The organism is Pseudomonas sp. TZ252 (assembly GCF_056110345.1).
Genome location: NZ_CM148566.1, coordinates 5810648 through 5833336 on the forward strand (window position 1 = coordinate 5810648; position 22689 = coordinate 5833336).

General features: G+C 68.5%; 21 protein-coding genes. 7 read left to right on the forward strand and 14 right to left on the reverse strand.

All coding sequences use genetic code 11. From position 1 onward, the window contains the following. Positions 1–45: 45 nt before the first annotated feature. From ACYAF3_RS26790 to ACYAF3_RS26805, 4 genes are all read right to left on the reverse strand, one after another. Positions 46–1470 (reverse strand): short-chain fatty acid transporter, encoded by a 1425-nt coding sequence (locus ACYAF3_RS26790; RefSeq protein WP_003088572.1) that lies wholly within the window; start codon positions 1468–1470, stop codon positions 46–48. 212 nt (positions 1471–1682) lie between these two features. Continuing rightward, positions 1683–2864: an acetyl-CoA C-acetyltransferase gene (locus tag ACYAF3_RS26795; protein WP_003121716.1), complete on the reverse strand. Its 1182-nt coding sequence runs from the start codon at positions 2862–2864 to the stop codon at positions 1683–1685. Positions 2865–3013: 149 nt separating this feature from the next. After that, a complete protein-coding gene (locus tag ACYAF3_RS26800) occupies positions 3014–3670 on the reverse strand; it encodes a CoA transferase subunit B (protein ID WP_128669641.1) in 657 nt (218 codons plus the stop codon). A 34-nt stretch (positions 3671–3704) separates the two neighbouring features. Then, positions 3705–4403, reverse strand: coding sequence for a CoA transferase subunit A (locus tag ACYAF3_RS26805; protein WP_003088566.1), 699 nt, complete (start codon positions 4401–4403; stop codon positions 3705–3707). Between the two features lie 131 nt (positions 4404–4534). Here ACYAF3_RS26805 and ACYAF3_RS26810 point away from each other — a divergent pair, with 131 nt between their 5' ends. From ACYAF3_RS26810 to ACYAF3_RS26835, 6 genes are all read left to right on the forward strand, one after another. Beyond that, positions 4535–5455 (forward strand): LysR family transcriptional regulator, encoded by a 921-nt coding sequence (locus ACYAF3_RS26810; RefSeq protein ID WP_003120214.1) that lies wholly within the window; start codon positions 4535–4537, stop codon positions 5453–5455. Between the two features lie 67 nt (positions 5456–5522). Next, a complete protein-coding gene (locus ACYAF3_RS26815) occupies positions 5523–7478 on the forward strand; it encodes an acetoacetate--CoA ligase (protein WP_016253514.1) in 1956 nt (651 codons plus the stop codon). Between the two features lie 57 nt (positions 7479–7535). Continuing rightward, positions 7536–7814, forward strand: coding sequence for a peptidylprolyl isomerase (locus ACYAF3_RS26820; RefSeq protein WP_003088559.1), 279 nt, complete (start codon positions 7536–7538; stop codon positions 7812–7814). Positions 7815–7832: 18 nt separating this feature from the next. Continuing rightward, positions 7833–8189 carry an MmcQ/YjbR family DNA-binding protein gene (locus ACYAF3_RS26825; protein WP_003111913.1) on the forward strand — a complete coding sequence of 119 codons (357 nt, stop codon included), beginning with the start codon at positions 7833–7835 and terminating at the stop codon, positions 8187–8189. Then, positions 8186–8749 carry a putative glycolipid-binding domain-containing protein gene (locus tag ACYAF3_RS26830; RefSeq protein WP_003088555.1) on the forward strand — a complete coding sequence of 188 codons (564 nt, stop codon included), beginning with the start codon at positions 8186–8188 and terminating at the stop codon, positions 8747–8749. Before ACYAF3_RS26825 ends, ACYAF3_RS26830 begins: the two co-directional genes overlap by 4 nt. A 124-nt stretch (positions 8750–8873) precedes the next feature. Next, positions 8874–10082, forward strand: a complete 1209-nt coding sequence (locus ACYAF3_RS26835) for an MFS transporter (protein ID WP_003113497.1) — start codon at positions 8874–8876, stop codon at positions 10080–10082. A 32-nt stretch (positions 10083–10114) separates the two neighbouring features. On the opposite strand, the gene ACYAF3_RS26840 is transcribed toward ACYAF3_RS26835, so the two are convergent. The 10 genes from ACYAF3_RS26840 to pedF form a co-directional block, all read right to left on the reverse strand. Further along, entirely contained in the window at positions 10115–11809 is a 1695-nt protein-coding gene (locus tag ACYAF3_RS26840; RefSeq protein ID WP_474726769.1) for a hybrid sensor histidine kinase/response regulator, read from the reverse strand. Further along, positions 11793–12956, reverse strand: a complete 1164-nt coding sequence (gene ercA, locus ACYAF3_RS26845) for an alcohol dehydrogenase-like regulatory protein ErcA (protein WP_003088548.1) — start codon at positions 12954–12956, stop codon at positions 11793–11795. Before ercA ends, ACYAF3_RS26840 begins: the two co-directional genes overlap by 17 nt. An 85-nt stretch (positions 12957–13041) precedes the next feature. Then, on the reverse strand, positions 13042–14868 hold the full coding sequence (locus tag ACYAF3_RS26850) for an alpha/beta hydrolase family protein (protein ID WP_128669639.1): 1827 nt from the start codon (positions 14866–14868) through the stop codon (positions 13042–13044). A gap of 4 nt (positions 14869–14872) precedes the next feature. Then, a complete protein-coding gene (pqqE, locus tag ACYAF3_RS26855; RefSeq protein ID WP_023115384.1) occupies positions 14873–16018 on the reverse strand; it encodes a pyrroloquinoline quinone biosynthesis protein PqqE in 1146 nt (381 codons plus the stop codon). Continuing rightward, positions 15990–16268 (reverse strand): pyrroloquinoline quinone biosynthesis peptide chaperone PqqD, encoded by a 279-nt coding sequence (pqqD, locus tag ACYAF3_RS26860; protein ID WP_003088542.1) that lies wholly within the window; start codon positions 16266–16268, stop codon positions 15990–15992. The genes pqqE and pqqD overlap by 29 nt, the downstream gene beginning before the upstream one ends. Next, positions 16265–17017: a pyrroloquinoline-quinone synthase PqqC gene (gene pqqC / locus ACYAF3_RS26865; RefSeq protein ID WP_003111679.1), complete on the reverse strand. Its 753-nt coding sequence runs from the start codon at positions 17015–17017 to the stop codon at positions 16265–16267. Before pqqC ends, pqqD begins: the two co-directional genes overlap by 4 nt. A gap of 9 nt (positions 17018–17026) precedes the next feature. Next, the gene (gene pqqB / locus ACYAF3_RS26870) at positions 17027–17941 is read right to left on the reverse strand and encodes a pyrroloquinoline quinone biosynthesis protein PqqB (protein ID WP_003106464.1); all 915 of its coding nucleotides are present in this window, start codon (positions 17939–17941) and stop codon (positions 17027–17029) included. Positions 17942–17993: 52 nt separating this feature from the next. After that, complete coding sequence (gene pqqA, locus ACYAF3_RS26875) at positions 17994–18065, reverse strand: pyrroloquinoline quinone precursor peptide PqqA (RefSeq protein WP_003106462.1); 72 nt, start codon at positions 18063–18065, stop codon at positions 17994–17996. A 356-nt stretch (positions 18066–18421) separates the two neighbouring features. Beyond that, on the reverse strand, positions 18422–19942 hold the full coding sequence (exaC, locus tag ACYAF3_RS26880) for an acetaldehyde dehydrogenase ExaC (RefSeq protein WP_474726775.1): 1521 nt from the start codon (positions 19940–19942) through the stop codon (positions 18422–18424). 86 nt (positions 19943–20028) lie between these two features. Next, positions 20029–20466 (reverse strand): cytochrome c-550 PedF, encoded by a 438-nt coding sequence (gene pedF / locus ACYAF3_RS26885; RefSeq protein WP_003107652.1) that lies wholly within the window; start codon positions 20464–20466, stop codon positions 20029–20031. A gap of 312 nt (positions 20467–20778) precedes the next feature. On the opposite strand from pedF, the gene exaA reads away from it, so the two are divergent. Beyond that, positions 20779–22650 carry a quinoprotein ethanol dehydrogenase gene (gene exaA, locus ACYAF3_RS26890; RefSeq protein WP_003088524.1) on the forward strand — a complete coding sequence of 624 codons (1872 nt, stop codon included), beginning with the start codon at positions 20779–20781 and terminating at the stop codon, positions 22648–22650. Positions 22651–22689 lie beyond the last annotated feature (39 nt).

The window sequence follows — 22689 nt, forward strand, 5'->3', positions numbered from 1 at the left end:
TTCAGGGAGAGGAAGTTATCGGGGCCAGGTCGGTCCGCCGATGCGCTACGGCATCACCGGTGGGATGTACGCCAGGGTACTGCCCAGGGCCCAGAGCAGCACCAGCACCAGCGGGATGTGCACCAGCAACTGGACGAACGAGAAGCCGATCAGGTCGCGCGCCTTCAGCCCCAGCACGCCGAGCAACGGCAGCATGTAGAACGGGTTGATCAGGTTCGGCAGCGCCTCGGCGGCGTTGTAGATCTGCACCGCCCAGCCGAGGTGGTATTGCAGCTCGTTGGCCACCTGCATCACGTACGGCGCCTCGATGATCCACTTGCCGCCGCCGGAGGGAATGAAGAAGCCCAGCACCGCCGAGTACACGCCCATCAGCAGCGCGTAGGTGTCGTGGGAGGCGATCTGTACGAAGAAGGTCGAGATATGGTGGGCCAGGGTCTCGCCGTCGCTGCCGTTGACCGTGGTCATGATCGCCGCGATCGAGCCGTACAGCGGGAACTGGATCAGCACCCCGGTGGTGGTCGGCACCGCGCGCGCCACCGCGTCGAGGAAGCTGCGCGGGCGCCAGTGCAGCAACGCGCCGAGCATCAGGAACAGCAGGTTATAGGTGTTCAACCCGGAGATCGCCAGGATCGCCGGCTTGGTCGAGAACTCGTGGACCAGCCAGCCGCCGGCCAGCAGTACCAGCAGGATGATCAGCAACGGGCTGTGCTCCAGCCACTCGCCGGGCCGGGTCGGCGCCAGCCTGGCCGGAGCGGTGAAGCTCACGTCGACCCCGCAATCCTTGGCGTCGCGGGCGCTGGCGGCGCTCGGCGCGGTCATGTAGGCGATCACCAGTGAGACCAGGATCAGCGCCAGCAGCATGACCCCGGACTGCCAGAGGAAGATGGTCTCGGTGAAGGGGATCACCCCGGTGATCGCCAGGATCGACGGTGGCAGGCTGGCCGGGTTGGCCTGCAACTGCGCGGCCGACGACGACAGGCCCAGCGCCCACACCGCGCCCAGCCCGAGGTAGGCCGCGGCGCCGGCGGCGCGGTAGTCCATGCGCAGGTCGCTGCGGCGCGCCAGGGCGCGTACCAGCAGGCCGCCGAAGACCAGGCTGAGGCCCCAGTTGAGCAGCGAGGCGAGCATCGACACCAGCGCCACCCAGCAGACCGCCGAGCGGCCATTCTTCGGCACCCGCGCGAGCAGGTCGATGAGACGCGAGGCGGGGCCTGAACTGGCCACCACATAGCCGCCGATGACCACGAAGGCCATCTGCATGGTGAACGGGATCAGGCTCCAGAAACCGTCGCCGAAGGCTTTCGCCGTGGCGGTCGGTCCGGCGCCCATGGCCAGCGCGGCCAGGCTGACGATGAGGATGGCCAGGGCGGCGAACACCCAGGAGTCGGGAAACCAGCGCTCGGCCCAGTTCGAGCAACGCATGGCGAAGCGCGCGGAGCGGCTTTCTTGGATGGGAAGGATAGCGGTCATCGCGGATTCTCTCGGTTTTATTGTTATTCGGCGACTACGGGGCCGCCTGTGTGTGCTACGGCTCCCTGGGCACCCGGCCGTCCCGAGGGGCGGAACGGTACGGGGCCGGTCGGACGGTCAAGGCCGTCCGCCGCTCGTTCCCTGGACACGAGCGCGCCATGCCCCCGCGAAAGGACATGGCGCGATCACGCCGCGAGCGGCAGGTCGATGGATCAGTCGCGGGCCAGGGTCAGGGCGACGCCCTGCCCGCCGCCGATGCACAGGGTGGCGAGGCCCTTCTTCGCGTCGCGACGGATCATCTCGTGCAGCAGGGTCACCAGCACCCGGCAGCCGGACGCGCCGATCGGGTGGCCAAGGGCGATGGCGCCGCCGTTGACGTTGACCCTGGCGGCATCCCAGCCCAGTTCCCGACCCACCGCCAGGGACTGCGCGGCGAAGGCCTCGTTGGCCTCGATCAGGTCCAGTTGCTCCAGGCTCCAGCCGGCCTTGTCGAGCGCGCGACGGGTGGCGGAGACCGGGCCGATGCCCATGATCGCCGGGTCGACCCCGGCGCTGGCGTAGCTGGCGATCCGCGCCAGCACCGGCAGGCCCAGGGCCTTGGCCTTGGCTGCGCTCATCAGCAATACCGCGGCGGCGCCGTCGTTGAGGCTGGAGGCGTTGCCGGCGGTGACGCTGCCGTCCTTCCTGAAGGCCGGCTTGAGCTTGGCCAGGGCCTCGACGGTGGTGCCGGCGCGCGGCTGCTCGTCGGTATCGAAGCTCAGCGGCTCGCCCTTGCGCTGCGGGACCTGGATCGGCGTGATCTCGTCGCGGAAGCGCCCGCCCTCGATGGCGGCGATGGCCTTCTGCTGCGAAGCGGCGGCGAAGGCGTCCTGCTCCTCGCGGGTCAGGCCGTACTTCTCCGCCAGGTTCTCGGCGGTGATGCCCATGTGGTAGTCGTTGAAGGCGTCCCACAGGCCGTCCTCGATCATGCTGTCGACCAGCTTCGCATGGCCCATGCGCAGGCCGGTGCGGGCGCCGGGCATGACGTAGGGCGCCAGGCTCATGTTCTCCTGGCCGCCGGCGACGATCACCTCGGCGTCGCCGCAGCGGATCGCCTGGGCGCCCAGGTGCAGGGCCTTGAGGCCGGAGCCGCAGACCTTGTTCAGGGTCATGGCCGGCACGCCGACCGGCAGGCCGGCCTTGATCGCCGCCTGGCGCGCCGGGTTCTGCCCGGACCCGGCGGTGAGCACCTGGCCGAGGATCACTTCGTCGACCTGGCCGGCATCGAGACCGGTCTGTTCGAGCAGGCGGCGGATTACCGCGGCGCCCAGCTCGGGGGCGGGAATGCCGGCCAGCGAGCCCTGGAAGCTGCCGACGGCGGTACGGGTAGCGGCGACGATGACGACGTCTTGCATGGATGGTTCTCCTGGATTCGCCCGTGGCCGGGCCGAATCGCTGCGGGTGGACGTAGACGGTGCGACAGCCTCCTATCCTACGCCCTCTGGAAAGGACGGTCCGCGCGGCCGGCGCCTTGCGTGGAGGCGCCGGCCGCCCGGGCCGCGATTCAGAAACTCATTTCCGGCACGTGCTCGGGGACGATCAGCTTGCCGGCGGTCTTCGCCACGATCTCCTCGACGCTGACCCCGGGGGCGCGCTCGCGGAGGATGAAGGCGCAGTCCTCGATCTCCAGGTAGGCCAGGTCGGTGAGCACCTTGCGAATGCAGCCGCAACCGGTCAGCGGCAGGGTGCAGTACGGCAGCAGCTTGGACTCGCCGTCCTTGGAGGCGTGGGTCATGGTGACGATGATGTTCTCGGCGCCGGCCACCAGGTCCATGGCGCCGCCCATGCCCTTGACCAGCTTGCCGGGGATCATCCAGGAGGCGATGTTGCCGCGCACGTCCACCTCGAAGGCACCGAGCACGGTGAGGTCGACGTGGCCGCCACGGATCATGGCGAAGGACTGCGCCGAGTCGAAGATCGACGCGCCGACGCGGGCGGTCACGGTCTGCTTGCCGGCGTTGATCATGTCGGCGTCGACTTCCGCCTCGCTGGGGAACGCGCCCATGCCGAGCAGGCCGTTCTCCGACTGGAGCATGACGTCGATGCCCTCCGGTACGTAGTTGGCCACCAGGGTCGGGATGCCAATGCCGAGGTTGACGTAGTAGCCGTCCTTCAATTCGCGCGCCACGCGCTGCGCCATCTGTTCGCGGGTAAGTGCCATCTGGGGAAACCTCTTGTCGTTGTAGCGGCCGCCGTCAGGCGCGCAGCGTGCGTTTCTCGATGCGTTTCTCGAAGCGACCCTGGATGATCCGGTCGACGTAGATGCCGGGGGTGTGGATCTGCGTCGGGTCCAGTTCGCCGGGCTCGACGATCTCCTCCACCTCGACCACCGTGATGCGCCCGGCGGTGGCGACCAGCGGGTTGAAGTTCTGCGCGGTGTGGCGATAGACGACGTTGCCGAAATGGTCGGCCTTCCAGCCCTTGACGATGGCGAAGTCGCCGGTGATGGCCGGTTCGAGGATGTAGTGGCGGCCATTGAACTCGCGCGCCTCCTTGCCCTCGGCGACCGGGGTGCCGTAGCCGGTGGCGGTGAAGAAGGCCGGGATGCCGGCGCCGCCGGCGCGGATCTTCTCGGCCAGCGAGCCTTGCGGGGTCAGTTCGACTTCCAGCTCGCCACTGAGCAGTTGTTGCTCGAACAGGGCGTTCTCGCCGACATAGGAGGCGATCATCTTGCGGATCTGCCGGTCTTCCAGCAGCACGCCGAGGCCGAAACCGTCGACGCCGCAGTTGTTCGAGACCACCGTGAGGTCCCTGACCCCGCGCCGGCGGATTTCCGCGATCAGGTTCTCGGGAATCCCGCAGAGGCCGAAGCCCCCGGCGAGGACGGTCATGCCGTCGGTCAGGCCTTCGAGGGCCTCTTCGTAACTGCCTACTCGCTTGTCGAGTCCGCTCATGCTGCTGTGCCTCTTCCGGCTCTTGTGATTGTGCGTGCGGCAGTCTGACTGCCGGGTCGCACAGAGCTTCTCCGCTGCGGACTGATTTGTTAAGTTTGTTTTTCCAATCCATTGATGAGAAAAACAAATAAATGACCGTCAAGCAGTTGCGCGCCTTCCTCGCCGTGGCGCAGAGCCTCAGCTTCGCCCAGGCCGGCGAACGCCTGCACCTCTCCCAGCCGGCCCTGAGCCTGGCGATCAAGAGCCTGGAGGAAAGCCTCGGCGGTCCGCTGCTGGAACGTACCACCCGCAGCGTCAGCCTCACCCCCGAGGGCGAGACCCTGCTGCCGCTGGCGCTGCGCCTGCTGGCCGACTGGGACAATACCGAGGAATTGCTGCGCCAGCACTTCACCCTGCAACTGGGCAAGGTCTCCATCGCCGCCATGCCCTCCTTCGCCGGCAACCTGCTGCCGCTGGTCTTGAAGACCTTTCGCGAACGCCACCCGCGGGTCAACGTGGCGGTGCACGACGTGATCAACGAGCAGGTGCTGGAGATGGTCCGCAACCGACGCGTCGAGCTGGGCATCGCCTTCGAGCCGGAGTCCCTGGAAAACCTCGAGTTCACCCCGTTCTACAGCGACCGCTTCGTCGCCGTGGTGCCGGCCGGCTCGCCGCTGTCCGGGCAGGAGCGGGTCAGTTGGCGCGAACTGCTCGGCGAGCCCTTCATCACCCTGCAACGCCCCTCGGCGGTGCGCCTGCTCCTGGAAGAAAGCGTGGCCGCCGAGCACGGTCGCTTGCCGGTGGCGTTCGAGAGCCACCAACTGGTCACGGTCGGGCGGATGGTCGCCCAGGGACTCGGTGTCAGCGCCGTGCCGACCCTGTGCATCCAGCAGATGCAGGAACTCGGCGCGCGCTGCCTGCCGCTCTACGCGCCGCAGGTGCAGCGACGGGTCGGCCTGCTGCGGCTGAGCGAGCACAAGCTGTCCACCGCCGCCCAGGCCCTCAGCGACGTGCTGCTGCATGGCACCGACTGGCGCTCGCTGGCGCTGCCGCAGGACCAGTCCACGGAGTGAGGCAGGCAGCGGCGGGTCCGGTTATGCTTCCTGCATGTCCCGGAACAACAACAAGGACGGACACGCCATGCCCGCACCGCTCTGGAGCCCTTCCGCCGAACGCATCGCCGCCAGTCGCATGGAGGCCTTCCGACGCTTCGTCAACCAGCGGCACGCCCTCGGCCTGGTCGACTACCCGGCGCTGCATGCCTGGAGCGTGCAGCGGCGCGAGGCGTTCTGGCAGGCCATCGTCGACTTCTTCGAGGTGCGCTTCCAGCAACCGCCGCGTGCGGTCCTCGAGGAAGGCGCGCAGATGCCCTCGGCGCGCTGGTTCCCCGGCGCCACGCTGAATTTCGCCGAACACCTGCTGCGCCGCCGCGATGATGCCCCGGCGCTGATCGCGGTGAGCGAAGACGGTCGCCGCGAGGTGCTCAGCCACGCCGAACTGGCCCGTCACGTGGCGGGCCTGCAGAAGCGCCTCGCCGCCCTGGGCATAGGCCCCGGCGACCGGGTCGCCGCGCTGATGCCGAACACCTGGCAGACCGTGGTCGGCATGCTCGCCACCGCCAGCCTCGGCGCGACCTGGTCGAGCTGCTCGCCGGACTTCGGTACCCAGGGCGTGATCGACCGCTTCGGCCAGATCGAACCGCGCGTGCTGATCGCCTGTGCCGGCTACCGCTACGCCGGCAAGTCGCTGGACCTGACCGCCAAGCTCAACGAGGTGCTCGCCGGCCTGCCCGGCCTGGAGCAACTGCTGGTGGTGCCCTACGACCGTCCGCAGGCGCAGCCGCAGGACTACCGCTGCCAGGCGCAGGTCGCGCTGTGGGACGGGTTCTACCAGGCCGAGGGCGAGCCGGTCTTCACCCCGGTGCCTTTCGAGCAGCCGCTGTACATCCTCTATTCGTCGGGCACCACCGGAGTCCCCAAGTGCATCGTCCATGCCACCGGCGGCGTGCTCCTGCAACATCTCAAGGAGCACGGCCTGCACACCGACCTGAGCGACGGCGACCGGCTGTTCTACTACACCACCTGCGGCTGGATGATGTGGAACTGGCTGGCCTCCGGTCTGGCGGTGGGCGCCAGCCTGGTGCTCTACGACGGCTCGCCGTTCCACCCCGGCCCCGAGCGCCTGCTGGACCTCATCGACGCCGAGGACATCGCCGTGTTCGGTGCCAGCGCCAAGTACCTGGCGGCGCTCGAGAAGGCCGGCGTGCGCCCGCGCCACAGCCACCGCCTGGACAGCCTGAGGACACTGCTCTCCACCGGTTCGCCGCTGGCCCACGAAAGCTTCGACTACGTCTACCGCGAGCTGAAGAGCGACCTCTGCCTGTCGTCGATCTCCGGCGGCACCGACATCGTTTCCTGCTTCGCCATCGGCAACCCGGTGCTGCCGGTGTGGCGCGGCGAACTGCAATGCAAGGCGCTGGGCATGGCCGTGGAAATCTGGGACGACGACGGCCGCCGCCTCGCCAGCGGCAAGGGCGAGCTGGTCTGCACCCGGCATTTCCCGTCGATCCCGCTGGGCTTCTGGAACGACCCGGATGGCACCAGGTTCCACGACGCCTACTTCGCCAGCTTTCCCGGCGTCTGGGCCCATGGCGACTACGCCGAGGAAACCGTCCACGGCGGGCTGGTCATCCACGGCCGCTCCGACGCGGTGCTCAATCCCGGCGGCGTGCGCATCGGCACCGCGGAAATCTACCGCCAGGTGGAAAAGGTCGAGGAAGTCCTCGAGTCCATCGCCATCGGCCAGGACTGGCAGGGCGATGTGCGTGTGCTGCTGTTCGTCCGCCTGCGCGACGGCGTGCGACTCGACGAGCCGCTGCGCGAACGCATCCGCCAGACCATCCGCGCCAACGCCACGCCGCGCCACGTACCGGCGAAGATCATCCAGGTCGCCGATATCCCGCGCACCCTGAGCGGCAAGATCGTCGAGCTTGCGGTGCGCAACGTGATCCACGGCCGCCCGGTGAAGAACACCGACGCCCTGGCCAACCCGCAGGCGCTGGAGCTTTATCGCGACCTCGCCGAACTGCGCGACTGAAGCCGCGGCGAGCCTGGGCTAGAATGCGCGTTCCGTCCTACCGCAAAAGGTAATTCCATGCCCGTCGCCATGGCCCGCCACATCCTGGTCAAGACCGAAGCCGAGGCCGCGCAACTGAAGCAGCGCCTGGCCAAGGGCGAGGACTTCGCCACGCTGGCGAAGAAGCATTCGACCTGCCCGTCCGGCAAGCGCGGCGGCGACCTCGGCGAGGTGCGCCCGGGGCAGATGGTCAGGTCCATCGACAATGCCATCTTCAGGAAACCCGTTGGCGTGCTCCAGGGTCCGCTGAAGAGCCAGTTCGGCTACCATCTCCTGGAAGTGTATTTCCGCGACTGAACCGCCACCGGAGCGTCCATGACCGCCGACCAGATCGCCGCCTTCTGCCTGCAACTGCCCGGCGCCCGGGAAGACCTCAAGTGGGGTTCGAACCGGGTGTTCTCGGTGGCCGGCAACAAGATGTTCGCCATCCTCGACTTCGTCGACAAGGACGGCGGCCTGGCCTTCAAGGTCGGCAGCGAGCTGTTCCTCGGCTATGTCGACCGCCCCGGCATCCGTCCGGCGCCCTACCTGGCGCGCGCGCACTGGATCGTCATGGCCCGCCCCTACCCGATGAAGGCGGCGGAGTTGCGCGAGGCCCTGGTCCGTTCCCATCAGTTGGTGGTGGCGCGCCTGCCCAAGCGCCAGCGCCTCGGCCTGGTACTCGACGCATGAGTCGCGACCGTCTGTACACCTGGGCCGGCCTGTGGCGCTCGCCGTCGTCCAGCTGGGAGGCCCTGCGCCTGGAGGACGACCAGGCGGAAAGCCAGTTGCGCGCGCCGGACGAACGCAGCGGCCTGCCCTACCAATTGGACTACCGGCTGCGCTGGGACGCCGACTGGCATCTGCGTGAGGCGGTGTTCCACGTCGAAAGCGAAACCGGGGTGCGCAAGCTGCACCTGCTCGCCGATGGCCGCGGCCACTGGCAGGACGGCGACGGCGAAGCGCTACCGGCATTCGACGGTTGCCTGGACATCGATATTTGGCCAAGCCCCTTCACCAACACCTTCCCGATCCGCCGCCTGGGCCTGGCCGATGGCCAGCGCGCGGAAATCCGCGCGCTCTACATCGAGGCCCCGGCCCTGGAGCCGCGTAGCATGCGCCAGGCATACACCCGCCTGGACGCCAGCCACTACCTCTACGAGAACCTCGAAGGCAGCGCGTTCAAAGCGGTACTGCTGGTGGACGAACAGGGCCTGGTGATCGATTACCCGGGTCTCTTCCAGCGTCTCTGAACGCGCTAGCGCCGGGCACCGCGCGTCGCCGATAGCCCGGCGAATCCGTTAGCCTGCTTTCATTCGTCATCTGCAACGGTCATCATGGCGGACCGCGACAACCCACTGCGACCGCGTTTCCCACATGTCCGTCGATATCCGCCCCACCCCGCCGGCGCAGGACAGCGCCCGGCAGAACGTCACCCTGCAGATCGTCTCGGTGGTGATGTTCACCTTCATCGGCTACCTGACCATCGGCATCCCGCTGGCGGTGCTGCCCGGCTACGTGCACGACGACCTCGGCTACGGCTCGGTGCTGGCCGGCCTGGTGATCAGCCTGCAGTACCTCGCCACCCTGCTCGCCCGGCCCTACGCCGGGCGCGTCATCGACGGCCTCGGGCCGAAGCGCGCGGTGCTCTACGGCATGGCCGGCAGCGCCGCGAGCGGGCTGTTCATGCTGCTCTCGGTGGCGATCCAGGGCTGGCCGGCGCTGAGCCTGGCCAGCCTGCTGGTCGGCCGCCTGGTACTCGGCGCGGCGGAAAGCCTGGTCGGCTCGGCGGCGATCGGCTGGGGCATCGGCCGGGTCGGCGCGCCGCACACCGCCAAGGTGATTTCCTGGAACGGCATCGCCAGCTACGGCGCCATCGCCCTCGGGGCGCCGCTAGGGGTGCTGCTGGTGCAGTGGCTGGGGCTGTGGAGCATGGGCGCGTCCATCGTCCTGCTCGGGGCGCTCGGCTTCGCCCTGGCCTGGCCGAAGTTGCCGGCGCCGCTGGTGCACGGCGAGCGACTGCCGTTCCACCATGTGCTCGGCCGGGTCACCCCGCACGGTATGGGCCTGGCGCTGGGGGCGATCGGCTTCGGCACCATCGCCACCTTCATCACCCTTTACTACGCCAGCCGTGGCTGGGCCAACGCAGTGCTCTGCCTGAGTGCCTTCGGCGGTTGCTTCATCGGCGCCCGGCTGTTGTTCGCCAATAGCATCAACCGGCTCGGCGGCTTCCGCGTGGCGATCATCTGCCTCGGCGTCGAAAGCCTCGGCCTGCTGTTGCTGTGGAGCGCGCCGAATCCCTGGGTCGGCCTGGCCGGCGCGGCCCTCACCGGCTTCGGCTTCTCCCTGGTGTTCCCGGCGTTCGGCGTGGAAGCGGTGAACCTGGTACCGGCTTCCAACCGTGGCGCGGCGCTGGGCGCCTACTCGCTGTTCGTCGACCTGTCGCTGGGCATCACCGGGCCCCTGGTGGGCTTCGTCGCCAACCTGTTCGGCTTCCGCTCGATGTTCCTCTTCGCCTGCCTGGCCTCGCTCGGCGGGCTGGCCCTGGCCGTCGCACTGCACCGGCGCAGCCGCCGGCCTGGCTAGGGCGTGCACCGTCCCAGGCGGCGGTACGCGTTCTAGAGCTCGCCGAGCAAGGCGCTCAGGGCCGCGCGCAGCTTGCCGGGCTTCAGCGGCTTGTTGAGCAGCGGCACGCCCAGGCGGGCCAGCGCGCGGCGGCAATCGTCGCTGTGGTCGGCGGTGATCATCACCGCGGCGATCTCCGCGCCGTAGTCCTCGCGCAAGGCGCCCAGCAACTGGCAACCGGTAGCGCCGTGGTCCAGATGGTAGTCGACCAGGATCGCATCCGGCGCGCGGCCATCGAGCGCCTTGCGCGCGCCTTCCAGGTCGGTGGCGGTAAGCACCTCGCAGCCCCACTGGCCGAGCAGCGCGGACATGCTGAAGAGAATCTCGGTCTCGTTGTCCACCACCAGCAGCCGCCGTCCCGGCAGCGGATCACCAGCCGAAACCCGCGCAATCGCCTCGCCGGGTGTTGGCCGCGCCGGCTTGCGGACCAGCGGCACCTCGATGGCGAACAGCGAGCCTCGGCCTGGAGTCGAATGCACCTCGATGCGGTAGCCGAGGATGCCGGCGATACGGTCGACGATGGCCAGCCCGAGTCCGACGCCACGGCGCTCGGAAGCGCGCCCGGCGTCCAGTTGGTTGAACTCGAGGAAGATCGCCTGCAACTGGTCGGCGGGGATGCCCCGGCCAGTGTCCCACACCTCCAGGCGTACCTTGCCGCCACGCCGGCGCGCCCCCAGCAGCACGCTGCCGCGCTCGGTGTAGCGGCAGGCGTTGCTGAGCAAGTTGCGCAGGATCCGCGACAGCAGGCGCGCGTCGGTGCGCACTGCCAGTCGCGGGATCCGCGCACGCAGGGCCAGGCCGGCGGCACGCGCGACTTCCTCGAACTCCGAGGCCAGCGGAGCGAGCAGTTCGTCGAGGGAATAGTCGTCCAGGTCCGGACGGATCGCGCTCTGGTCGAGCCGGGCGATTTCCAGCAGGTCGGTGAGCAAGGTCTCGGCACCTTCCAGGGCCAGGTGGGTGCGCTCCACCAGTTGCAGTTCGGCGGCCGGCAGGCCCCGTTCGCGCAGGGTGTCGACTAGCAGCCGCGCCGCGTTGAGCGGTTGCAGCAGGTCGTGGCTGGCGGCGGCGAGGTACTTGTCCTTGCTGTGGTTGGCGGCTTCGGCGGCGTCGCGCGCCTGGCGCAACTGGCGGTTGAGCTCTTCCAGCTCGTGGGTGCGCTCGGCTACCCGCCGCTCCAGCTCCTCGTTCATGGTCTGCAGGCGCTGCTGGGCCTGGACCCGCTCGGTGATGTCGGCGACGAAACCTTCGACCAATTCTTCCTCGTCGTGCCTGAGCAGCAGGTTCATCAATACCTCGATGTGACTGCCGTCCCTGCGCCAGAGGCGCGTCTCGTAGCCGAACAGGCCGCCGCGCTCGCGCAGCAGCGCGCGGATCCGTCGCATCTCGGCCTCGCCGCCGACGAACAGTTGCCCGGCCATGTCCTCCAGCGACCAGAGCACCTGTTGCGGATCGTCGTAGCCGAGCATCTGCGCCAGCGCCGGATTGGCGGCGCGCAGCCCCTGGCCGAGGCTGGCCTGGAAGATGCCGTGCACCGCGTGCTCGAACAGCCATTTGTAGCGGTTGCGCTCGGCCTCCAGCTCCTCCAGGCGCGCCAGCAGCTCCGGGTAGTGGCTCTTGCGCGCGGAGTGGCTGCCCAGGCCGAGTAACCCGGCCAGGGCCTCCTGCTGCTGCTCAGAGGGCCTCGCCATAGACCACCTCGACATCGCGCTGGCTCGACTCGCGCGGGTTGGTAAGGATGCACGGGTCCTGCATCGCGTGGCGCGAGAGGAAAGGAATGTCGGAGCTGCCGACCCCGTGCAGGGCGAGGCTCTCGTGGAAACCCACGGCGTGCTTGAAGGCGATCAGGTGGTCCACCAGGCGCTGGCGGACCTGCCCCTGGGTCAGACCGCGGCAATCGATGCCGAAGGTCTCGGCGATCACCTTGAAGCGTTCCGGCGCGGCGCTGTAGTTGAACGCCACCACGTGTTCGACCAGCGCCGCGTTGCACAGGCCGTGGGGCAGGTCGAGATAGCCGCCGAGGCTGTGCGACATGGCATGCACCGCGCCGAGGATGGCGTTGGAGAAGGCCAGCCCGGCCTGCATGCTCCCGAGCATGATCTTCTCGCGCAGGGCGATGTCGCCGGGATTGGCGATCATCTGTACCAGATTGCCATCGATCAGGCGCATCGCTTCCAGCGCGTGGGGATCGGTCAGCGGCCCGTGGCCGGTGGAGACGAACGCCTCGATGGCGTGTACCAGTGCATCGATGCCGGTACAGGCCGAAAGGAAGGGATCCATGGTCAACGTGGTTTCCGGGTCGATCAGCGAGACGTCAGGCACAACCGCCTTGCTCACCACGGAGAACTTCATGCGCTCGTCCTGGTTGGAAATGATCACGAACTGCGAGACGTCCGCCGAAGTCCCGGCGGTGGTCGGGATCAGGATCAGCGGCGGACTCGGCACCCGCAGCCGGTCGACGCCTTCGAACTCGAGGATGCTGCGGCCATGGGCGGCGACGATGCCGATGCCCTTGGCGCAATCCATCGGGCTGCCGCCGCCCACCGCGACGATCACGTTGCAGCCCTCGCTGCGATAGAACTCGGCGCCGAGCATCACCTCGTCGACCCGGGGGTTGGGCGAAACGTCGGTATACAGGCAGTAGTCGATGCCCTGCCCCTCCAGGCTTGCCTGGATGTCGGCGACCCAGCCGGCGGCGAGCACGCCGGGGTCGGAGACCAGCAGGACCTTGCGCGCACCGAAGGTCTTCACGTAGTTGGCGACGCTGTGCCGGCAGCCGGCGCCGAAGATGATCTCGGGCGAGACGAATTTACGCAGTTGGCTGAGGTCGTGGCTCATCTGACAGACCATTCTTATTGTTATCGGACATTGCCGGCAGCCTACTGCATTCGTCGGTTATTGCAATGCGACCTTGGCGGCCCTTTCAATCCTCCAGCAGGCCCAGGTAGAAGCGCCATTCCGCCAGCAGCGCATGGGCGCGATTGGCCGGCTGGCGGAAACCGTGGCGCTCCTGCGGATAGCGGTGGCACTCCACGCGCACGCCGCTGCGCCGCAGGCCGGCGACCATCGCCTCGGTCTGCTCCGGCACCACCACCGCGTCGAGCCCGCCCTGGAAGAACACTACCGGCGCGCGGATACGCCCGACCTGAAGCACCGGGCTGCGCACCAGGTAGCGACGGCGCTGGCGCAGCGGGTCGCCAATCAGCCAGTCGAGGTAGTCACCCTCGAACTTGTGGGTGCAACGCGCCAGTGCCAACGGATCGCTGACCCCATAGAGACTGGCGCCGCCGCGCAGGCCATCGAGGCAAGCCAGGGCGCGCAACGCGCTGTAGCCTCCGGCGCTGGCGCCACGGACGAAGACCCGGGCGCGGTCGATCCGTCCCTCCGCGTCCAGCTGCGCCAGCGCGGCCTCGATATCGCGCAACTCCAGGCGCCCCCACTGGCCGCGCAAGCGCTGCCGATAGGCGCGGCCGTAGCCGCTGCTGCCCCGGTAGTTCAGCGCCGCCACAGCGAAACCGCGCTGGGTCCAGAACTGCAGGCCGGCATCGAACGCCGGCGAATGCATCGAGGTCGGTCCGCCATGCAGCCACACCAGCAGCGGCGCTGGTCGTCGGGGATCGACGCGGCGGCGGGCATTGCGCGGCGGATAGAAGAAACCGTGGCCGTTTTCGCCGTTGCCCAGCCCATAGACGAAGGCCTGCGGATGCGACAGGTCGTCCTCCGCCAGCGGTCGCTCGCCGCCACGCAGCACCTCGACACGCAGCTCGTCGCGATGGATCGCCAGCAGCGCCGGCAGGCGCCCGGCCGCCGCCGCGATGCAGTAGAACGCCCGGGCATCCGCGGCCAGTCCGGCGAACCGGTTCCAGTCCGCGGCCAGGCGCCGCTCGCTGCCGTCCGCTTCGCGCAGGAACAGTTGCCCGCCGCCGGCCTCGACGCGACTGAGCAGCAGCCTTCCCTCTCCCAGCGGCAGGTAGCTGCAAGCGCCCAATTGCCAGGGCGCGCCAGCGTGGTCGGCATCGGCGAAGCGGCCGGCCAACGCTACCTCGGCGCTGGGACGCCACCAGCCGTCGCGGTCGCTCAGCCAGTGAAGGCGGCCGGCGGGATCGAAGCGTGGTTGCTGGATCGACTCGCCGCCTCCGGCTCCGGCCAGGCAGCGCGTACGCCCATTCTCCGCCAGGCCCAGGCGGGTCTCGGTCCAGGGCTGGTGCGGACGGTCCCATTCGATCCAGGCCAGCCGCCGCCCCTGGCCGGCGGCACGCGGCGCGGCGTAGAAATCGGCGCCCTCGACCAGCACCCGGCGCGCGCCATCGGCGTCCAGGCGCACGATGCGATGCACGACCCCGGTCGGCCCATGGCTCTCTTCCACCGCCAGCAGGGCATCCCAGGCATCGACGTAGGCCAGGTCGCCGTAGCGACACTGCGCCCCGCCGCCCAGCACTTGGGCTGCGCGGCCCGCTCGCCAGCGGCGTACCTGCTGGTCGGTTTCGTCGACCCAGGCCAGCCCGTCGAGCGTCACGCAGCAGGCGCCGCCGCCGTACTCGTAGACCCGGCTGCGCACCGAGCCGTCCGGCGCGGTGGGCTCCTCCAGCACGCCGTCGCGCCACAGGTACAGGCGCGAGCGCGCGCTGGCCGGATCGAATTCCACCCAGGCCAGCCCACCATGGGCCGCCTTCAGCTCGCTGAAATCGCGCCCGGCGGCCACCGCGCGCTCGGCGCTCCAGTCGCTCGGCCAGCCGCCGTAGTCGACCATTGCCTCAGGCCTTGCAGATCAGGCGTGACGCGCGCTGGTTGCGCCAGGTCAGCGCGTCCAGGCCAAGCGGCGCCTCCTCGGCCTGGCGACGGGCCGCGAGGATCAGGTCGTGCCGTGCCGACTTGGCGCAGACCGGGTCGGTGGCGTCGGCATCGCCGGTGAGGAAGAACGCCTGGCAGCGGCAGCCGCCGTGGTCCCTCTCCTTCTCCTCGCAGGAACGGCAGGGTTCGGGCATCCAGGCGTCGCCGCGGTAACGGTTGAAGCCGAACGATTCGTACCAGATGTGGCGCAGGCTGTGCTCGCGCACGTTGGGAAACTGCACCGGCAATTGCCGCGCGCTGTGACACGGCAGCGCGGTGCCGTCGGGGGTGATGTCGAGGAATACGCTGGCCCAGCCGCCCATGCAGGCCTTCGGCCGTTCCTCGTAGTAGTCGGGGGTGACGAAGATCAGCTTGCACGGATTGCCTTCGGCGGCCAGCCGCTGGCGGTATTCGGCGGTGATCCGCTCGGCGCGCTCCAGTTGGGCGCGGGTCGGCAGCAGCCCGGCACGGTTCAGCGCGGCCCAGCCGTAGAACTGGCAAGTGGCGAGTTCGACGTAATCGGCTTCCAGCTCGATGCACAGCTGGATGATCCGCTCGATGTTGTCGATGTTGTGCCGGTGGGTGACGAAGTTGAGCACCATCGGATAGCCGTGCGCCTTCACCGCGCGGGCCATCGCCAGTTTCTGGGCGAAGGCCTTGCGTGAGCCGGCGAGCAGGTTGTTCACTTCTTCGTCGGCGGCCTGGAAGCTGATCTGCACGTGGTCCAGCCCGGCCTCGGCGAAGCGCGCCAGGCGTGCCTCGTCGAGGCCGATGCCGGAGGTGATCAGGTTGGTGTAGAAGCCCAGGCCGCGCCCTGCCTCGATCAGTTCGGCGAGGTCCTGGCGCAGCAGCGGCTCGCCGCCGGAGAAACCGAGCTGTGCGGCGCCCAGCTCGCGGGCCTGGCGGAACACCTCGATCCATTCCGCGGTACTCAGCTCGGCGCCCTCGCGGGCGAATTCCAGCGGGTTCGAGCAGTACGGGCACTGCAACGGACAGCGATAGGTCAGCTCGGCCAGCAGCCAGAGCGGCGGCCCCACGCTTTCACTGCAGCTCGATCCAGAATTGCGCATGGGCCACCTCGAGGAACGCCAGGATGTCTTCGTCTATGCCGGGGACTTCGGGGAAACGCTCGCGCAGCGCCGCGACGATGGCCGCCACGTCGCGGCGGCCATCGACCAGCTTGAGGATTTCCCCGGCGCTGTCGTTGAGCTTGACCATGCCTTCGGGGTAGAGCAGCACATGGCAGTCCTGGGCCGGTTCGAACTGGAAGCGGAAGCCCCGGCGCAGCATCGGCACGCTGTCGAGCGACGGCAGGCTCATGATGCCAGCCCCCGATGCCAGACCCGCTCGCGGGTCACCGTGTGGTACGGCGGGCGTTCGAGTTCGTAGGCCATGCTCATCGCGTCGAGCATGCTCCACAACACGTCCAGCTTGAATTGCAGGATATCCAGCATGCGTTCCTGTGCCTCGCGGGTCCGATAGTGCTCCAGGGTGATCCGCAGGCCGTGCTCGACGTCGCGCCGGGCCTGGGCCAGGCGACTGCGGAAATACTCGTAGCCGGCCGCCTCGATCCACGGATAGTGGCGCGGCCAGCTGTCCAGCCGCGACTGGTGGATCTGCGGGGCGAAGAGTTCGGTCAGCGAACTGCTCGCCGCCTCCTGCCAACTGGCGCGACGGGCGAAGTTGACGTAGGCGTCGACGGCGAAGCGCACGCCGGGCAGCACCCGCTCCTCGGACAGCACCTGCTCGCGCTCCAGGCCCACCGCTTCCGCCAGACGCAGCCAGGCCTCGATGCCGCCCGCCTCGCCGGGGGCGCCGTCGTGGTCGAGGATACGCTGGATCCACTCGCGGCGGACCTCGCGGTCGGGACAGTTGGCCAGGATCGCCGCGTCCTTCAGCGGGATGTTGACCTGGTAGTAGAAACGGTTCGCCACCCAGCCCTGGATCTGTTCGCGACTGGCACGGCCCTCGTACATCGCGACATGGAACGGATGGTGGATATGGTAGTAGCGTCCCTTGTCGCGCAGCGCCCGTTCGAATTCGGCGCGATCCATGGCGGCACGGCTCATGTTGGCCCCCTACAGCTGGATGTGCATGCCATCCCAGGCCACTTCGATGCCACTGGCATCCAGTTCGGCGCGTTCTGCCGAAGCGGTGTCGAGGATGGGATTGGTGTTGTTGATGTGGATGAGCACCTTGCGCGCGGCCGGCACCTTCGCCAGCACCTCGAGCATGCCGCCCGGCCCGCTCTGCGCCAGGTGCCCCATCTGCCGGCCGAGCTTGTCGCCGACCTCGCAGACCAGCATCTCGTCATCGCGCCAGAGCGTACCGTCCACCAGCAGGCAGTCGGCGCGGCGCATCCATTCGAGCAGCGCCTCGTCCACCTCACCGAGGCCCGGCGCATAGAACAGGGTACCGGCGCTATCGAGGTCCTCGACGAACAGGCCGATGTTGTCGCCCGGATGGGGGTCGCCGCGATGCGGGGAATACGGCGGCGCGCTGCTGCGCAGGGGGATCGCGGTGAAGCGCAGGCGCGGACAGGCCGGAATGGCGAAAGGCTCGCCATCGAGGGCGATCGGCCGATGGCGCAGGCCGCCGTTCCAGTGGGAAAGCATGGGGAACAGCGGGAAGCCTTCGCTGAGGTCCTGGTGGACCATCTGCGTGCACCAGACTTCGTGCGGGCAGCCTTCGCGCAGGCTGAGCAGGCCGGTGGTGTGGTCGATCTGGCTGTCGAGCAGGACGATCGCGCCGATCGCCGTATCGCGCGGCCGACGCGCCGGCTGGAGGGCCGGGAAGGCGGCGATCTGGGCACGGATGTCGGGCGAGGCGTTGCAGAGGATCCAGCGCTCGCCGTCGTCGGACAGGGCGATGGAGGATTGCGTGCGTGGCTGGGCCGCTACGCTGCCGTCGCGGACCCCGCGACAGTTGCGGCAGTTGCAGTTCCACTGGGGGAAGCCGCCGCCGGCGGCCGAACCGAGAATACGGATGTGCATGGGTCTGCCCCGCGGGCTGGAGGGAGGCCCCGGAAGACCGGGGCCGAACGGATCAGCGGTTGGCGAAGTAGAGGGTCACTTCGAAACCGAGACGCAGGTCGGTGAAGCTGGGCTTGGTCCACATGGGGTCGATCCTCTCTGGTGGGGCCGGGCGATTCCGGCAGGTCGAGTTAAACATCAGCGGGGCTCGCTCCGAATGAGACTTTCGAAGGAGTTTTCCCCCTGATTTGGTAGGGACTGCCTGTCCCGCCCAAGGTTCGCCGGGAGAACGCCGTTGCGCCCCCTGGTTCGCCCTGGTGCAGGGCAGAAGCCTAGTCCATGCAGGGGCGGCGGCGAGGCGAAAAAAAAGACGCGGCCAGGGCCGCGTCGCGCCAGAACCCGCCATGGGGAAAGCCGCGTCGGGACGCGGGACGAGCGCACCCGCAGGTGCCTTGGCGGAAAGGCCGCGGGTCGGAGCGATCCGCGGCGGCTGAGGACCGCTCAGAAGAAGCCCAGCGGGTTGATGTCGTAGCTCACCAGCAGGTTCTTGGTCTGCTGGTAGTGGTCGAGCATCATCTTGTGCGTCTCGCGACCGACGCCGGACTTCTTGTAGCCGCCGAACGCGGCGTGGGCCGGGTACAGGTGGTAGCAGTTGGTCCACACGCGACCGGCCTTGATCCCGCGGCCCATGCGGTAGGCGCGGTTGATGTCGCGGGTCCAGAGGCCGGCGCCGAGGCCGTACTCGGTGTCGTTGGCGATGGCCAGGGCCTCGGCTTCGTCCTTGAAGGTGGTGACGCCGACCACCGGGCCGAAGATTTCCTCCTGGAACACGCGCATGCCGTTGTGCCCCTTGAGCAGGGTCGGCTGGATGTAGTAGCCGCTGGCCAGGTTGCCTTCGAGCTTCTCGACGCTGCCGCCGGCGAGCAGCTCGGCGCCTTCCTGCTGGGCGATGCCGAGGTAGGAGAGGATCTTCTCGTACTGCTGCTGGGAAGCCTGGGCGCCGACCATGGTCTCGGTGTCCAGCGGGTCGCCGCGCTTGATCGCCCTGACCTTTTTCAGCACCTCTTCCATGAATGCCGGGTAGATCGACTCCTGGACCAGCGCGCGGGACGGGCAGGTGCACACCTCGCCCTGGTTGAAGAAGGCCAGCACCAGGCCCTCGGCGGCCTTCTCGATGAACGCCGGCTCGGCCTGCATGATGTCTTCGAAATAGATGTTCGGGCTCTTGCCGCCCAGCTCGACGGTGGAGGGAATGATGTTCTCCGCCGCGCACTTGAGGATGTGCGAGCCGACCGGGGTGGAACCGGTGAAGGCGATCTTGGCGATGCGCTTGCTGGTGGCCAGGGCCTCGCCGGCCTCCCTGCCGAAGCCCTGGACGACGTTGAGCACGCCCGGCGGCAGCAGGTCGCCGATGACTTCCAGCAGCACGCAGATGCCCAGCGGGGTCTGCTCGGCCGGCTTGAGCACCACGCAGTTGCCGGCGGCCAGCGCCGGGGCCAGCTTCCAGGCGGCCATCAGCAGCGGGAAGTTCCACGGGATGATCTGCCCGACCACGCCCAAGGGCTCGTGGATGTGGTAGGCCACGGTGCTGTCGTTGATCTCGGCGGCGGAGCCTTCCTGGGCGCGGATGCAGCCGGCGAAGTAGCGGAAGTGGTCGGCGGCCAGGGGGATGTCGGCGTTGAGGGTCTCGCGCACGGCCTTGCCGTTGTCCCAGGTCTCGGTGACGGCGAGCAGTTCCAGGTTCTGCTCGATGCGGTCGGCGATCTTCAGCAGGATGTTCGAGCGCTCCTGCACCGAGGTGCGGCCCCAGGCGTCGGCGGCGGCGTGGGCGGCGTCGAGGGCCTTGTCGATGTCCTCGGCGGTGGAACGGGGGAACTCGGCGATCGGCTGGCCGTTCACCGGCGAGGTGTTGGTGAAGTACTGGCCCTTGACCGGAGGCACGAACTCGCCGCCGATGTAGTTGCCGTAGCGAGGCTTGAAGGTGACGACGGCACCGGGGGTTCCGGGCGCTGCGTAGATCATGGCGAAGCTCTCCTGTGTGGTCGTTCCGCCGTGGCGCGGCGGACTCGTGCAAGGGCGCCGCGGTCGGCGGCGAAGGGTCGGGCGCGTCACTCGTCGACGTGCACGCTTTCCAGATAGCTGCGGATCGCCCAGAGGCCTTCCTGGCTGATGAAGTCGGCCATCTTCGGCATGTACACCGCGCCATCGCGCACCGCGCCGTTGATGACCCGCTCCTTGAACCATTCGTCGCCCTCGGCGCCGGTCTCCAGCAGGCGCAGGTCCGGGGCGATGCCGCCGGACTTGGCTTCCAGGCCGTGGCAGCGCGCGCAGTTCTGGTTGTAGGCGGAGGCGCCGATCTCGACGGCGAGGTCGTGCTTGGCGTAGGGCTTGCGGTAGGGGTTGGTGTCGCGCCATTCCTTGCCCAGCGGCTCGAGTCCCTTGGTGTCCACTGCCTGGGGGGTCACATCGCCGTGGGCCAGCGCCAGGCTCGAGAGGCTGAGACCGGCCAGCACCAGCAGGCCGCGCAAGGCGTTGTTCTTGTTCATCACTTCATTCCTCCGGGGAGACAGGACAAGGCACGGGCGCCAAACGGCGCTCATCGCCATCCTAGGAAGCTCCGCCGCGCGCCCGAATCCTGCTTTGGGCGTCCTCGCCTACTCCCTTCGGAGTAGAGCCTCGGAAGGCCTTACGCGGGGCTTTGGCAGCAAGTCCAAGTCATGCCCCGTCCGGGAAGTCTTCCCGGACGAATCGGGCGATCTTCCGTTCCCGTCGGCGCGCCCCGCTTCCACCATGAAGCCGCCGCGGCCCGAGCAGCGGCCTGCCGTTTCTCGACCCTCACTCCAAACGGGAACCCGATCATGACAACAAGAACCTCACCCGCCCCTGCCGGCCTCCTGCGCCCGAGCCTGCACTGCCTCGCCTTCGCCGTCGCCCTGGGCAGCGCTGGCGCCGCGCTGGCCAAGGATGTGACCTGGGAGGACATCGCCAACGACGACAAGACCACCGGCGACGTGCTGCAGTACGGCATGGGCACCCACGCCCAGCGCTGGAGCCCGCTCAAGCAGGTCAACGCCGACAACGTGTTCAAGCTGACCCCGGCCTGGTCGTACTCCTTCGGCGACGAGAAACAGCGCGGCCAGGAGTCCCAGGCCATCGTCAGCGACGGCGTGATCTACGTGACCGCCTCCTACTCGCGGCTGTTCGCCCTCGATGCGAAGACCGGCAAGCGCCTGTGGACCTACAACCACCGCCTGCCCGACGACATCCGCCCGTGCTGCGACGTGGTCAACCGCGGCGCCGCGATCTATGGCGACAAGGTGTTCTTCGGCACCCTCGACGCCTCGGTGGTGGCGCTGAACAAGAACACCGGCAAGGTGGTGTGGAAGAAGAAGTTCGCCGATCACGGCGCCGGCTACACCATGACTGGCGCGCCGACCATCGTGAAGGACGGCAAGACCGGCAAGGTCCTGCTGATCCACGGCAGTTCGGGCGACGAGTTCGGCGTGGTCGGCCGCCTGTTCGCCCGCGATCCGGATACCGGCGAGGAAATCTGGATGCGTCCCTTCGTCGAAGGCCACATGGGCCGCCTGAACGGCAAGGACAGCACGGTGACCGGCGACGTCAAGGCGCCCTCCTGGCCGGACGATCGCAACTCTCCGACCGGCAAGGTCGAGTCGTGGAGCCACGGCGGCGGCGCTCCCTGGCAGAGCGCCAGCTTCGACGCCGAGACCAACACCATCATCGTCGGCGCCGGCAACCCCGGCCCGTGGAACACCTGGGCGCGCACCGCCAAGGGCGGCAACCCGCACGACTACGACAGCCTCTACACCTCCGGCCAGGTCGGGGTGGACCCGAGCAGCGGCGAGGTGAAGTGGTTCTACCAGCACACCCCCAACGACGCCTGGGACTTCTCCGGCAACAACGAACTGGTGCTGTTCGACTACAAGGCCAAGGACGGCAAGATCGTCAAGGCCACCGCCCACGCCGACCGCAACGGCTTCTTCTATGTGGTCGACCGCAGCAACGGCAAGTTGCAGAACGCCTTCCCCTTCGTCGACAACATCACCTGGGCCAGCCACATCGACCTGAAGACCGGCCGCCCGGTGGAGCGCGAGGGCCAGCGCCCGCCGCTGCCGGAACCGGGGCAGAAGCATGGCAAGGCGGTGGAAGTATCGCCGCCGTTCCTCGGCGGCAAGAACTGGAACCCGATGGCCTACAGCCAGGACACCGGCCTGTTCTACGTGCCGGCCAACCACTGGAAGGAAGACTACTGGACCGAGGAGGTCAGCTATACGAAGGGCAGCGCCTACCTTGGCATGGGCTTCCGGATCAAGCGCATGTACGACGACCACGTCGGCAGCCTGCGCGCCATGGACCCGGTCAGCGGCAAGGTGGTCTGGGAACACAAGGAACACCTGCCGCTCTGGGCCGGGGTGCTGGCCACCGCCGGCAACCTGGTGTTCACCGGCACCGGCGACGGCTACTTCAAGGCCTTCGACGCGAAGAGCGGCAAGGAGCTGTGGAAATTCCAGACCGGCAGCGGCATCGTCTCGCCACCGATCACCTGGGAACAGGACGGCGAGCAGTACCTCGGCGTGACCGTCGGCTACGGCGGCGCCGTGCCGCTGTGGGGCGGCGACATGGCCGACCTGACCCGGCCGGTGGCCCAGGGCGGTTCCTTCTGGGTATTCAAGCTGCCCAGCTGGGACAACCGCACCGCCAGCCGCTGATCCCCGCGCCGCGCCCTGCGAGGCGCGGCTTTCCCCGCC

What these genes read in the sequence shown, in the direction of transcription:
- exaC (WP_474726775.1), bottom strand. Translation starts at nt 19,942, where the DNA reads ATGATCTACGCAGCGCCCGGAACCCCCGGTGCCGTCGTCACCTTCAAG.
- ACYAF3_RS26815 (WP_016253514.1), top strand. Translation starts at nt 5,523, where the DNA reads ATGCCCGCACCGCTCTGGAGCCCTTCCGCCGAACGCATCGCCGCCAGT.
- ACYAF3_RS26790 (WP_003088572.1), bottom strand. Translation starts at nt 1,470, where the DNA reads ATGACCGCTATCCTTCCCATCCAAGAAAGCCGCTCCGCGCGCTTCGCC.
- ACYAF3_RS26835 (WP_003113497.1), top strand. Translation starts at nt 8,874, where the DNA reads ATGTCCGTCGATATCCGCCCCACCCCGCCGGCGCAGGACAGCGCCCGG.
- ACYAF3_RS26825 (WP_003111913.1), top strand. Translation starts at nt 7,833, where the DNA reads ATGACCGCCGACCAGATCGCCGCCTTCTGCCTGCAACTGCCCGGCGCC.
- ACYAF3_RS26800 (WP_128669641.1), bottom strand. Translation starts at nt 3,670, where the DNA reads ATGGCACTTACCCGCGAACAGATGGCGCAGCGCGTGGCGCGCGAATTG.
- ACYAF3_RS26840 (WP_474726769.1), bottom strand. Translation starts at nt 11,809, where the DNA reads ATGGCGAGGCCCTCTGAGCAGCAGCAGGAGGCCCTGGCCGGGTTACTC.
- ACYAF3_RS26850 (WP_128669639.1), bottom strand. Translation starts at nt 14,868, where the DNA reads ATGGTCGACTACGGCGGCTGGCCGAGCGACTGGAGCGCCGAGCGCGCG.
- ACYAF3_RS26805 (WP_003088566.1), bottom strand. Translation starts at nt 4,403, where the DNA reads ATGAGCGGACTCGACAAGCGAGTAGGCAGTTACGAAGAGGCCCTCGAA.
- ACYAF3_RS26820 (WP_003088559.1), top strand. Translation starts at nt 7,536, where the DNA reads ATGCCCGTCGCCATGGCCCGCCACATCCTGGTCAAGACCGAAGCCGAG.
- pqqD (WP_003088542.1), bottom strand. Translation starts at nt 16,268, where the DNA reads ATGAGCCTGCCGTCGCTCGACAGCGTGCCGATGCTGCGCCGGGGCTTC.
- ACYAF3_RS26810 (WP_003120214.1), top strand. Translation starts at nt 4,535, where the DNA reads ATGACCGTCAAGCAGTTGCGCGCCTTCCTCGCCGTGGCGCAGAGCCTC.
- exaA (WP_003088524.1), top strand. Translation starts at nt 20,779, where the DNA reads ATGACAACAAGAACCTCACCCGCCCCTGCCGGCCTCCTGCGCCCGAGC.
- ACYAF3_RS26795 (WP_003121716.1), bottom strand. Translation starts at nt 2,864, where the DNA reads ATGCAAGACGTCGTCATCGTCGCCGCTACCCGTACCGCCGTCGGCAGC.
- ercA (WP_003088548.1), bottom strand. Translation starts at nt 12,956, where the DNA reads ATGAGCCACGACCTCAGCCAACTGCGTAAATTCGTCTCGCCCGAGATC.
- pqqE (WP_023115384.1), bottom strand. Translation starts at nt 16,018, where the DNA reads ATGCGCAATTCTGGATCGAGCTGCAGTGAAAGCGTGGGGCCGCCGCTC.
- pqqB (WP_003106464.1), bottom strand. Translation starts at nt 17,941, where the DNA reads ATGCACATCCGTATTCTCGGTTCGGCCGCCGGCGGCGGCTTCCCCCAG.
- pqqC (WP_003111679.1), bottom strand. Translation starts at nt 17,017, where the DNA reads ATGAGCCGTGCCGCCATGGATCGCGCCGAATTCGAACGGGCGCTGCGC.
- ACYAF3_RS26830 (WP_003088555.1), top strand. Translation starts at nt 8,186, where the DNA reads ATGAGTCGCGACCGTCTGTACACCTGGGCCGGCCTGTGGCGCTCGCCG.
- pedF (WP_003107652.1), bottom strand. Translation starts at nt 20,466, where the DNA reads ATGAACAAGAACAACGCCTTGCGCGGCCTGCTGGTGCTGGCCGGTCTC.